Annotated in this window: 11 protein-coding genes and 1 pseudogene; 8 read left to right on the top strand and 4 right to left on the bottom strand. The window is 63.2% G+C overall.

Translation table 11 applies throughout. The features are described 5' to 3' along the window. Positions 1–15 precede the first annotated feature (15 nt). Both QZL63_RS04460 and QZL63_RS04465 read right to left on the bottom strand, forming a co-directional pair. Positions 16–954: a tetratricopeptide repeat protein gene (locus QZL63_RS04460; protein ID WP_022308126.1), complete on the bottom strand. Its 939-nt coding sequence runs from the start codon at positions 952–954 to the stop codon at positions 16–18. Between the two features lie 113 nt (positions 955–1,067). After that, positions 1,068–1,523, bottom strand: a complete 456-nt coding sequence (locus tag QZL63_RS04465) for a nucleoside deaminase (RefSeq protein ID WP_022308127.1) — start codon at positions 1,521–1,523, stop codon at positions 1,068–1,070. Between the two features lie 171 nt (positions 1,524–1,694). Here QZL63_RS04465 and aspS point away from each other — a divergent pair, with 171 nt between their 5' ends. After that, a complete protein-coding gene (gene aspS, locus QZL63_RS04470; RefSeq protein WP_022308128.1) occupies positions 1,695–3,449 on the top strand; it encodes an aspartate--tRNA ligase in 1,755 nt (584 codons plus the stop codon). A gap of 72 nt (positions 3,450–3,521) precedes the next feature. Here aspS and QZL63_RS04475 read toward each other — a convergent pair whose 3' ends face one another. Next, entirely contained in the window at positions 3,522–3,791 is a 270-nt protein-coding gene (locus QZL63_RS04475; protein WP_022308129.1) for a DUF2752 domain-containing protein, read from the bottom strand. Between the two features lie 114 nt (positions 3,792–3,905). Then, positions 3,906–4,259: a CD225/dispanin family protein gene (locus tag QZL63_RS04480; protein ID WP_022308130.1), complete on the bottom strand. Its 354-nt coding sequence runs from the start codon at positions 4,257–4,259 to the stop codon at positions 3,906–3,908. A gap of 85 nt (positions 4,260–4,344) precedes the next feature. Between QZL63_RS04480 and QZL63_RS04485 the strand changes: the two genes are divergently transcribed. The 7 genes and pseudogenes from QZL63_RS04485 to QZL63_RS04515 all read left to right on the top strand — a co-directional run. After that, positions 4,345–5,622: a replication-associated recombination protein A gene (locus QZL63_RS04485; protein WP_022308131.1), complete on the top strand. Its 1,278-nt coding sequence runs from the start codon at positions 4,345–4,347 to the stop codon at positions 5,620–5,622. A 91-nt stretch (positions 5,623–5,713) separates the two neighbouring features. Continuing rightward, positions 5,714–6,910: a PDZ domain-containing protein gene (locus QZL63_RS04490; protein WP_022308132.1), complete on the top strand. Its 1,197-nt coding sequence runs from the start codon at positions 5,714–5,716 to the stop codon at positions 6,908–6,910. A gap of 11 nt (positions 6,911–6,921) precedes the next feature. Then, positions 6,922–7,416 (top strand): metallophosphoesterase family protein, encoded by a 495-nt coding sequence (locus QZL63_RS04495; RefSeq protein WP_022308133.1) that lies wholly within the window; start codon positions 6,922–6,924, stop codon positions 7,414–7,416. A 728-nt stretch (positions 7,417–8,144) separates the two neighbouring features. After that, a pseudogene (locus tag QZL63_RS04500) lies at positions 8,145–8,978 on the top strand (AAA family ATPase); the annotation flags it as partial. Between the two features lie 121 nt (positions 8,979–9,099). Continuing rightward, on the top strand, positions 9,100–10,095 hold the full coding sequence (locus tag QZL63_RS04505) for an AAA family ATPase (RefSeq protein ID WP_022308135.1): 996 nt from the start codon (positions 9,100–9,102) through the stop codon (positions 10,093–10,095). 114 nt (positions 10,096–10,209) lie between these two features. Beyond that, entirely contained in the window at positions 10,210–11,772 is a 1,563-nt protein-coding gene (locus tag QZL63_RS04510) for a sulfatase family protein (protein ID WP_290586027.1), read from the top strand. Between the two features lie 159 nt (positions 11,773–11,931). Beyond that, a partial coding sequence (locus QZL63_RS04515; RefSeq protein WP_290586015.1) for an MATE family efflux transporter occupies positions 11,932–12,239 on the top strand: 308 nt, incomplete at its 3' end.

Here is a 12,239-nt window from a genome sequence, read left to right on the forward strand (position 1 = left end):
CGATTCAGAACCGAACTATTTCGTGAGCTCGGCCAGCACGGCCTTGGCATTCTCGGCAGCCGGGCCGTCGGTCACCTTCTGGAAAGCGGCGATGGCCTGGTCCTTCATCTCCTTGGCGTTGTAGGCGGCACCGAGCAGATAGTACATCAGGCTCTTGTCGGCAGCCTCGGTCTGGGCTGCGGCGGCAGCCTCACCCAGCTCGATCACCTTGGCATAGTCCTTCTTGTTGGCATAGGCCTGCAGGCGCACGTTCTGGAACAGGGCGCTCGCAGGGTTCTTCTCCAGCTGAGCATCGGCCATGGCGATGATGCCGTCGAAGTCACCGGCCTCCTGCATCGTGGCCACCTTGTTGTTGGTATAGAGGGCCATCATCTCCTTGGCCTTGGCCACGTCGGCCTCGTACTTCGGGTGCGTCTTGGCGGCAATGGCCTCATAGATCTCCATGCCCTTCTCGTACTCGCCCAGCTCGCAGTAGCTCATCGCCAGGTTGAGCGCCATACCCGTGTTGTCCGGGTCGGCCTTGTAACCCTTCTCGAAGATGCCCACGGCCGTAGCATAGTCCTTGCTGTTGAAGGCCGAACCGCCCTGCATCTGGTAGATCTTGGCCACCCAGCCGTTCGACTTGGCCATCTGCGTCATGTCGCCGTAGAGCTCGGCCAGCTCGGCCGACTTCTCGAAGTTCTTCAGCGCCTCATCGAGGTTCTGGGCCTGTGCGGCGCGGCCGCCCATCATGAAGTAGCATTTGGGGAGCGTCGTCTTGGCCGTGGCAACGATCGACGCGGCGTCGGGGTTGTCGATACCCAGGTCGATCACCTGCTCGAATTTCGATGCGGCGCCGGCGAAGTCCTTGGCACCGTAAGCGGCAGCAGCCTCGTTATAGAGCGCCGTCACATCCTGCGCCGAGAGCGACGCGGCGGCAAACAGCGCGATTGCGGAAATAAACAGTTTTTTCATCGTGTGTGTGCTTTTAAAGTTTTTTCAGTTCGTTTTTCCTTTTTGGATGTGGCCCTGCCTGGTGGGGCCGCGTTGGTTGCAAAAGTATAAATTTTTTTCCTACTTTTCAAACACTACCTGCGCAAAAAGGCAAAAAACGAGGTCATCAGCTCCTCGCATTCGGCAGCCAGTACGCCGCGCGTCACCCCGGTTTTCGGATGGAAAACCGACACCGCATAGCGGCGATAACCCTTCTTGGCGTCGTCGGCGCCCCATACGACCCGCCCCACCTGAGCCCAAGCGATCGCTCCGGCGCACATGATGCACGGCTCGACGGTGACGTAGAGCGTACAGTCGGGCAGGTACTTGCCCCCGAGCGTCGAGGCGGCGGCCGTCAGCGCCTGCATCTCGGCATGCGCCGTGGGGTCGCCCAGCGTCTCGACCAGGTTGTGCCCGCGGCCCACGACCCGGCCGCCCGAGACGACGACCGCCCCGATGGGCACCTCCTCCGCCTCGAGGGCCTTGCGCGCCTCGCCGAGTGCCTGGCGCATGAACCGTTCGTCTTCTGACTGCTGTGTCGGCTGTTCCATTTGTGGTCGGTATTTGCGGAATATCCGCAGCGGCAGCCGCATCTGCGCCCGCTTCCGGAGCCGCAAAGCGGATTTTTCGCCCTGGCTGCACGATATTCCCGTTAAATTTCCTACCTTTGTAGGTTGCAAGAACAAAAATACAAAAAACGAAACAATAATACAACCTCTACCATGTACAGAACCCATACGTGCGGCTGTTTGAGAGCCTGCAACGTAAACGAGACCGTCACCCTCGCCGGGTGGGTGCAGAAAGTGCGAAACCTCGGCGCCATGACATTCATCGACCTGCGCGACCGCTACGGTCTGACGCAGATCACGGTCGAGGAGCACTCGGCAGCCGAAGTCCGCGAGGTGGCCGCCCGCGTGGGACGCGAGTGGGTGCTCCAGGTCACGGGCCGCGTCGTCGAGCGCCAGTCCAAGAACCCCAAGATGCCCACGGGTGACATCGAGGTGGTGGCCGAGCAGATCACGGTGCTCAACGAGGCGCAGACGCCCCCCTTCACCATCGAGGAGAATTCGGACGGCGGCGACGACCTGCGCATGAAGTACCGCTACCTCGACCTGCGGCGTCCGCCCCTGCAGCGCAACATGATCCTGCGCCACAAGATGGCCCAGGAGATCCGCCGCTTCCTCGACGCCGAGGGTTTCCTCGAGATCGAAACCCCCTACCTGGTGGGCTCCACGCCCGAGGGTGCCCGCGACTTCGTGGTGCCGAGCCGCATGAACCCCAACCAGTTCTACGCCCTGCCCCAGTCGCCGCAGACGCTCAAGCAACTGCTCATGGTGGCTGGATACGACAAGTATTTCCAGATCGTGCGCTGCTTCCGCGACGAGGACCTGCGCGCCGACCGTCAGCCCGAATTCACGCAGATCGACTGCGAGATGTCGTTCGTCGAGCAGGAGGACATCCTCGAGGTCTTCGAGCGCTGGGCCAAGCACATGTTCAAGCACGTGCTGTGCATCGAGTTCACCGAGCCGCTGCGCCGTATGCCGTGGATCGAGGCGATGGAGAAGTACGGTTCGGACAAACCCGACCTGCGCTTCGGCATGGAGTTCTCCGACCTGACCGACCTGGCCAAGGGCCACGGATTCTCGGTCTTCGACGACGCCGAGTATGTCACCGGTTTCGCCGCTCCGGGATGTGCCGCCTATACCCGCAAGCAGATCGACGCACTGACCGAATATGTCAAGCGCCCGCAGGTAGGTGCCAAGGGACTCATCTGGATCCGCGTCGAGGAGGGGGCCGTCAAGTCGTCGGTGGACAAGTTCTTCTCGCCCGAAGAGGTACGCGCCATGGCCGCGCGCTGCGGCGCCAAGGCCGGTGACATGGTCTTCATCCTCTGCGGCAAGAAGTTCAAGGCCCTCACGCAGCTCTGTGCGCTCCGCCTCGAGGTAGCCCAGCAGTTGGGGCTCCGTGACCCGAAGAAGTTCGCCCCGCTGTGGGTGGTCGATTTCCCGATGTTCGAGTGGGACGACGAGACCCAGCGCTTCTACGCCATGCACCACCCCTTCACCTCGCCCAAGCCCGAGGACATCGCCTTCCTCGAGAGCGACCCGGGGCGCGTGCGCGCCAACGCCTACGACTTCGTATGCAACGGCACGGAGGTCGGCGGCGGCTCGATCCGTATTCACGATGCCAAGCTGCAGGCCCAGATCTTCAAATGCCTGGGATTCACGCCCGAAAAGGCGCAGGAGCAGTTCGGCTTCCTGATGAATGCCTTCAAGTTCGGCGCACCCCCTCACGGAGGTCTGGCCTTCGGTTTCGACCGCTTGTGCTCGCTCTTCGGCGGCTCGGAGTCGATCCGCGACTACATCGCCTTCCCGAAGAACAACGCCGGCCGCGACGTGATGCTCGACGCCCCGTCGCTGCTCGACCCCGCACAGCTCGACGAACTCTACCTCGAACTGCGCAAGCCCGAGGCCTAAAGCCTCCGGCAGAAGACATGGCAAAAGCGGCCCGGGAATCCCCGGGCCGCTTTCCTTATGTATTACCGCCGCTCACCGACAGACACCCGGCAGGTTGCGCACGACCCACCAGAGGAGAAACAGCAGGCAGTAGCCGTAGGCAACCAGGCGGTGCTGCACGACAGGACGGCAGCGTGCGGCAAGCCGTCCGCCGTCGAGCGAAGTCCACGCCACGGCCAGAAAATAGGGGACCGAAACGACCAGAAAGGGGTTGAAATGCAACGCCTCGCCCACTCGCCCGTGCAGGAGGCTGTGCAGGGCGCGCTGTCCCCCGCAGGCCGGGCAGTCCCAGCCCGTCAGCATGTGAAACGGACATTGCGGCAGCCACCCGCTATGCGACGGATCGACCGCATAGTAGAGGGCCGCCAAAGCCAGCAGTGCGACCGGAATCCCGATCCAAAGCGACCTGCGCGTCAATCAGAGATCGAGAAAGGGCAGCGAAACGGCGGCTGCGAAGACAAACACGAGAAGCACGTAGACCAGCCAGCAGAATGCGGCCACGCCGACCGAGACCCACGTCCACGTGCGGGCGTTCTTCGCCGCGCGCCGCGAGGCCTCGTAGTTGCCGGAAAACCAGTAGGAGTCCACCTGCGTTGCATAGACGATGGCCACGATACCGAAGGGCAGGCAGCAGAGGATCGTACTGATGATGGCCCACGGCAGGAAATTGTCGGGTTTCACCGGATCGGGCTGCGGCGCTGCTGCCGTGGGATTTGCCGGAGACGCATTCACGGCTGCGTCCTGAGCCGTCTTGGGGTCGATGACTTCCATTTGAACAGGATTGATAGGGTTTGAACTGAACAAATATACGTTTTTTTTCGAAAATCGCTATCTTTGACCCTGTAAAACGATCGCCATGCCGAATATTCCCTTAGCCGAACGCCTGCGCCCGAAAACCATCGACGAATACATCGGGCAGGAGCACCTTGTGGGCCGAAACGGCGTGTTCCGCAAGTTCTTCGAGACGGGCAACGTCCCCTCGTTCATCCTCTGGGGGCCCCCGGGCGTCGGGAAGACCACGCTGGCGAAGATCGTGGCCACGCAGCTCGACCGCCCGTTCTTCACCCTTTCGGCCGTGACGTCGGGCGTCAAGGAGGTCCGCGAGGTGATCGAGTCGGCGCGCAAGCAGCGCTTCTTCGACCAGCGTCCGCCGTTCCTGTTCATCGACGAGATCCACCGTTTCAACAAGTCGCAGCAGGACTCGCTGCTCGGGGCCGTCGAGCAGGGTATCGTGACGCTCATCGGCGCCACGACCGAGAACCCTTCGTTCGAGGTGATCTCGCCACTGTTGAGCCGCTGCCAAGTCTACATCCTCCGCCCGATGGAGGACAAGGACCTGCAGACGCTGCTCGACCGTGCGCTGACCGCAGACATCGAACTCAGGGAGCGCGAGATCGAAGTGCAGCAGACCGGGGCCCTGTTCCGCTTCGCCGGGGGCGACGCCCGCAAGCTGCTCAACATCCTCGACATCATCGTCGGCGCCACCGACGGAAAGGTGACGATCACCGACCAGTACGTCACCGACTGCCTGCAACAGAACATCGCCCTCTACGACAAGAACGGGGAGCAGCACTACGACGTCATCTCGGCCTTCATCAAATCGGTGCGGGGCAGCGACCCCAATGCGGCGATCTACTACCTGGCACGGATGCTCGCCGGGGGCGAGGAACCGCGCTTCATCGCCCGTCGGCTGGTGATCCTCGCCTCGGAGGACATCGGGCTCGCGAACCCCAACGCCCTGCTGCTGGCCAACGCCTGCTTCGACACGGTGCACAAGATCGGCATGCCCGAGGCGCGCATCACGCTGGCCGAGACGACCATCTACCTGGCAACCTCGGCCAAGAGCAACTCGGCCTACATGGCCATCAACAAGGCCCTCGCCCTGGTCGAGCACGACACGACGAACCGCCCCGTGCCGCTGCACCTGCGCAACGCCCCGACAAAACTCATGAAACAGGCCGGCTACTCCGATGGCTACAAGTACGCCCACGACTACGAAGGGCACTTCGCCGAGCTGGAGTTCCTGCCCGAGAGCCTCTCGGGAACGAAATTCTATGAACCCGACACGCAGAATGCCGCCGAGGCGAAGATCGCCGAGCGCATCCATGCGTTGTGGAAGGAGAAGTACCGATAGAGCAGCGGCCGCTGGCGGATCCCGCAGCGGGCGGTCCGGCTACGGCCCCGACTCCTCACTTCAAAGAAATGCCACCATCAAACACCTGTTTATGAAGCGCACACTGACATTTCTGCTTTTTCCGGTTCTGTTCTCCCTGAGGAGCGTTGCCGCCGTTCCGGAGGAAGCGATTCCCTTCATCTTCGACAGGCATCTGTACCTGCAGACTACCCTGAACGACACCATCCCCGTTACCGTTGTTTACGACTCCGGAGCCGATTTTCTCTATCTTGACAAGGACTTCCTGAAGCTCAACAATCTTCAAGACGCTTTCGGAAGAAGGGGCAAGGCAAAAATGGGAGGGGCGGGAAACAGCGGACCCCAACTCACGGAGATCTTTATCGACCCGGTCAAAATCCATTGCGGAGCGCTGGAATATCAAAACAGGATTACCCCCATAATCGCTTTACGTGATATTCTGGGGAGGCATACGGACGGCTTGTTAGGCAATACGCACCTGTTAAGATCCCCTCTGGAGATCAATTTCAGCGAGGGCTACATGCTTCCGCTCAAAGTGCCCGTTCCGACCGAAAGGCTTGCCGATTACGCGAAACTCGAAGCCCGATTCGAGAACAACCGCATCGATATCAGGGCGAAACTGCAGATTGACGATAAAAATACGCTGGAGGGTTGGTTCAGAATGGATCTGGGATGCGGCTCCACAATTATTCTTACGCATGAAACGGCATCGACCCTCCATTTGACGGATGTCCCCAAAGCCTGTTTCCACACACAGGCCGGAGGAATCGGGGGCGGCTCGGACGAAGTTACGATACGGGCGGCACAATTCTGCATGGCCGATACGCTCAGGAACCTCGTGATAAGCTATTCGCTCAATGAAAAGGGAGCCCTGTCGTCCGACAAACCCTACCTCGGTTTGATTGGCAACGAGATATGGTCGCTATATGATATTGTCCTGGATCCGGCAAACGCTTCGGTATGGGTGAAGCGGAATGCGGACAAAGGGACCTACATGCAATCGTCCGTAACACACATGGCAGCTTTTGACCGTACAGACATCTGCGACGGCTGGGTTGTCAATGGACTCTACAGAGACGGCATAGCCGAAAAGGCGGGCATCGAAATCGGGGATATCATCATCGCCATAAACGGCCGTCCGGTGAAAGATATACCTTGGGAAGAGCAGCGGAAAGGGCTGAACCTTCAGGGAGAAACCATATATACCGTAAAAAAAGCCGATGGCAGAACAGTCACCTGTACATTGTTCATCGACCAACCGATAATCTAACCGAGACCACATTGAAAAAAATAGGCATCATTTCCGACACGCACGGCTGCTTCGACCAAACGCTGCGCGACTTTCTGAGCGAGGTCGATGAGATCTGGCATGCGGGAGACATCGGGTCGCTCGAGCTGGCCGACCGCATCGCCGCCTTCAAGCCCCTGCGCGCCGTCTCGGGCAACATCGACGGCGGCATGACCCGCCGCGTCTACCCCGACTTCCTCGCCTTCCGCTGCGAGGAGGTGCAGGTGCTGATGACCCACATCGGCGGCTATCCCCGCCACTACGATCCGCGGGCGCTCCGCCGCATCCAGCAACTGCATCCCAAACTCTTCATCGCCGGCCATTCGCACATCCTCAAGGTGCTCTACGACGGGGTCTACGACCTGCTCCACGTCAATCCGGGCGCCGCCGGCGAATTCGGGTTCCACCGCGTGCGGACAGCCGTCCGCCTCTCAATCGACGGCGACCGCATGTTCGACATGGAGGTGGGCGAGTGGCCGCGCGGCTGACCTGCAGGCTCTCCGGCGGGTATTTCCGCCCCGAAAAAATGACGACGCGAACGGGCGCAAGAATCCTCCGGCAGGGCCCGGCACAAGGCAGGATTCCGTCCCGGGATGTCGTCTTCGGACCGTACGGCCAAAGAGCAGCATACATGCACATTTCGGGCCAAACCTCCGCATACGGGACGAAAAACGACTGATCGACAACCGAATAGGACACCGCCGGAAGCCGGATTCTTCCGGTTATCCGGATCGTTATGCACGCCTGTCGGGACGGAGAACGACCGAAACGGCCGCCTCTTCCGCCCGCATACTATCCCCAGGGGCACGGACGTTCGTCTGGCGAATCATAAAGACGAAGCACCATGCAACTGAAAATTTCGAAAACGCTGGAGGGGCTCATCGCCCGTTCGGCCTTCAACACGACGAAGGCGGGAATCACCCACTCGCTCAAGGATTTTCTCGCGCTGGAACTGCTCCGCGAGGAGGGTTCGCTCGCCTTTCAGCTCCTGTCGGCCCGGCTCCGGGACTGGGAGCTCCACCAGGTACGGCTGCGCATCGAGCACGAAATACACACCGTCAAGCGCCAGGAGAGCCGGAATGCCTCCGACGCATTCTACCGCGGGTTTGCCGAGGAGCTGCGCGCCACCTCCGACGCCGTGCGGAGCGTCACCACGGGGCACGCCCTGCTCTCGATTGCGGGCGACCGCACGACGGCGACGGCCCACGTGCTGGAGATGTACGGCATCACCCCGCAGATCATCGCCGAAGAGCTGCAGCGCTTCGCCGCAGGCGACGACTTCGGCACCGAGATAACGGTAGGCAAGCCCGGTCTCAAAACCGCGGAGCGTCCCTTCGAGGAGCCGTCGGGCCACCCGCTCGCACAGTTCGGCGCAGACCTCACGCAACTCGCACGCGACGGAAAGGTCGATCCGGTCATCGGCCGCGACCGCGAGATCGACCGCGTCATCCAGATCCTCTCGCGGCGCAAGAAGAACAATCCGATCCTGATCGGCGAGGCGGGCGTGGGCAAGAGCGCCATCGTCGAGGGGCTCGCGCTGCGGATCGCACGGGGCGAGGTTCCCGCCACCATCGCCGGCAAGCGGATCTTTTCGCTCGACGTCTCGGCCCTGGTTGCCGGCACGAAATTCCGCGGCGAGTTCGAGGAGCGCATGCAGCAACTGCTCGACCTGCTCCGCCGCTCGCGCGACACAATCGTCTTCATCGACGAGATCCACACGATCGTAGGGGCCGGATCGACCCAGGGAAGCCTCGATACGGCCAACATCCTCAAGCCGGCGCTCGCCCGCGGCGAACTGCAGACCATCGGCGCCACGACACTCGACGAATACCGCACCGACATCGAGAGCGACACGGCCCTCGAACGGCGGTTTCAGCGCGTGCTCGTCGAGCCCACGACACCCGAGCAGACGCTCGGCATCCTGCGGCGCATCGCCCCGGACTACGAACGCCACCACCGGGTGCGCTACAGCGACGAGGCGCTGCGCGCCTGCGTGGAGCTCACCGGGCGCTACGTCACCGGGCGCTGTTTCCCGGACAAGGCGATCGACGCGCTCGACGAGGCGGGCTCGCGGGCCCACCTGCAGCGGAATGCGGCAACTGCGACCGTGGAGATCGGCGGAGGGCCCCGGGGAGATCGGGGAAGGGCTCGTCCGCCGCGTCGTCTCCGACATGACGGGCATCCCCGCCGAGCGGGTCTCGGAGGACGAGGCCTCGCGCCTGCGTTCGCTGCGCGACCACCTGGCCCGCCGCGTCGTGGGTCAGCAGGAGGCCGTGGAGCGCATCGCCCGCACGATCCGCCGCTCGCGGGCCGGGCTCCAGGACGAGAACCGGCCGATCGGCGTCTTCCTCTTTGTCGGGCCGACGGGCGTGGGCAAGACCCTGCTGGCCAAGGAGGTCTCGAAATGGCTCTTCGACGAACACCGCGGGCTGATCCGCATCGACATGTCGGAATACGCCGAGAAACACAACGTAGCCCGGCTGATCGGACCGCCCCCCGGATATGTCGGCTATGGTGAGGGCGGGCAGCTCACCGAGGCGGTACGCCGCCAACCCTACGCCGTCGTGCTGCTCGATGAGATCGAGAAGGCGCACCCGGAAGTCTTCAACACGCTGCTGCAGCTCTTCGACGAGGGGCGCCTGACCGACGGATCGGGACGCACGGTCGATTTCCGCAACACGATCCTCATCATGACCTCGAACGTCGGATCGAGGGAGGTTGCGCGGAAACCCCTCCGGGTCGGCTACGCCACACCGTCGAAGGGCGCGGCCCCCGACACGGCCCCCGACGGCGAATACCGCAGGGCGCTCGAGCGGGTCTTCGCCCCCGAGTTCCTCAACCGCATCGACGACATCGTGATCTTCCGCACGCTCGACGCGGGCGACGTGGTGCGGATCATCGACCTCGAGCTGCAGGGGCTCTTCACGCGCACCGGCCGGCTGGGCTACAAGATCAAGGTGACCGAAGGGGCCAAGCGCCGCCTCGCCTCGATGGGCTACGAAGCCCGTTACGGCGTGCGCTCACTTCGCCGGACCCTGGCCGAGCAGGTCGAGGAGCCGCTCTCGACGCTCATCCTCGACGGCAAGCTCCGCACGGGCGACACGGTCGTCGTCGAATCGGACCGCTCGCGCGGCATCCGGCTGCGGGTGGACCGCCCGGCCGCATAGGCGCAAAGCGCACGGGAGCGTTCCGTCTTCCGTGCGCTTTTCCCTTCCGCACGACACGGCAATGTAAAAAAATCGTATCTTTGGAGGGTCAATCCCAAACAGACTCGATCCATGATGAAAAGAACGCCTCTTCTTTCGCTGGGTATCGCAGGACTCGGCGCCGCCGCACTCCCCACCTCCGCACGGGCACAGGCACAGGCCCCCCGCACGGAGCAGGACCGCCCGAACGTCATCGTCATCCTGGCCGACGACCTCGGCTTCGGCGACATCTCCTGCAACGGCTCGCGAACCATCGCCACGCCGAACATCGACCGCATCGCGGCCGAAGGCATCCGCTTCACCAACGCCCACACCACCTCATCGACGAGCACCCCGGCCCGCTTCGGCCTGCTTACGGGCATCTACCCGTGGCGCGTACCCGGCACGGGCATCGCCCCCGGCGACGCGGGCATGATTATCCGTCCCGGCACGCCGACCCTCGCCTCGACCCTCCGCGATGCGGGCTACACGACCGGTGCCGTAGGCAAATGGCACCTCGGACTGGGCGAAAGCGGCCGGCAGGACTGGAACGGGCACATCACCCCGGGACTCGAAGAGATCGGATTCGACTATTCGTTCATCATGGCCGCCACGGGCGACCGCGTGCCGTGCGTCTACATCGAGAACCAGCGGGTCTACAACTACGATCCCGAGGCCCCGATCTCGGTGAGCTACAAGGAGAACTTCCCGGGCGAACCCACCGGACGCGACAACCCCGAACTGCTCAGGCTGCACCCCAGCCACGGACACGACATGTCGATCGTGAACGGCATCTCGCGCATCGGATACATGAAGGGCGGCGGCAAGGCGCTGTGGAAGGACGAAGAGATCGCCGACGTGATCACCGGCAAAGCCGTGGAGTTCATCGAGAAGAACCGCGAGCGGCCCTTTTTCCTCTACTTCGGGACCAACGACATCCACGTGCCCCGTGTCCCGCACAAGCGGTTTGCGGGCCGCAGCGGCATGGGAGCCCGCGGCGATGCGATTCTCTCGTTCGACTGGAGCGTGGGCCGCATCGCCCGGGTGCTCGACAGCCTCGGCATCGCCGACCGCACGATCCTCATCGTCACGAGCGACAACGGGCCGGTCGTGGACGACGGCTACCGCGACCGGGCCGTCGAGCTGCTCGGCGACCACCGCCCGTGGCACATCTACCGGGGCGGCAAGTACAGCGCCTTCGAGGCCGGCACGCGCGTGCCGTTCATCGTCCGCTGGGACGACGGCGCCCGGGCCGGCACGGTCTCCGGAGCGCTCGTCAGCCAGATCGACCTCTTCGCCACGCTGGCCCGGCGTTGCGGCGCACGGATACCCGAAGCGGGCGCACCGGACAGCCGTCCGGCACTCGCCGTGTTGCGCGGCGAGACGGAGCAGGGGCGCAGCTGGGTCGTCGAGCAGAATGCGAACGGAACGCTCTCGATCCTCTCGGGCGGATGGAAATACATCGCCCCGAGCCGGGGAGCTGCCTATCTGAAGGCCACAAACACCGAACTGGGCAACGCCCCCGAACCGCAACTCTACGACCTGCGCGAGGATGCGGGCGAACGGCACAACGTTGCGGCCGAACACCCCGACGTGGTCGAACTGCTCCGCAGCCTGCTCGACGAGGTAAAGCACGCCGGAGGCACGGCCCGCAGATAGGCCCGCGCATCCGGCCCTGCCCGGATGTCGGGCATCGGGCAATACGGCTCGGACAGCACGCTCTCTTCGCGACACAAGCGGCCACGGGCTCCGGTCCAGGCCGCTTTTTTCGTGGCTGCGGCCGTTTTTCGGGGGATTTTCACTACCTTTGCGGCCATTATGTACCGATTCTCGACATACAAGGAACAATACCGGTCCAACCTCCTGCTCGCCCTGCCCATCGTCCTCACACAGGTGGGGCAGATCCTCACGCAGGTGGCCGACAACCTGATGGTCGGCCGCTACGGAGGGGACGACCCCACCCCGCTGGCCGCCGTATCGTTCGGCGGCACGGTCTTCTTCATCCTCTTCATCGCGGCGATCGGCATGGCCCTCGGCCTCACGCCGCTCGTGGGCGAACTCTTCGCACAGAAGGACCGCAGCCGCTCGGCCGCCCTGCTGCAGAACGGCATCATCTTCTACACGAC

The sequence above is a fragment of the Alistipes sp. CAG:268 genome, assembly GCA_000434235.1.
In the GTDB taxonomy this organism is placed as follows: Bacteria; Bacteroidota; Bacteroidia; order Bacteroidales; family Rikenellaceae; genus Alistipes; species Alistipes avistercoris.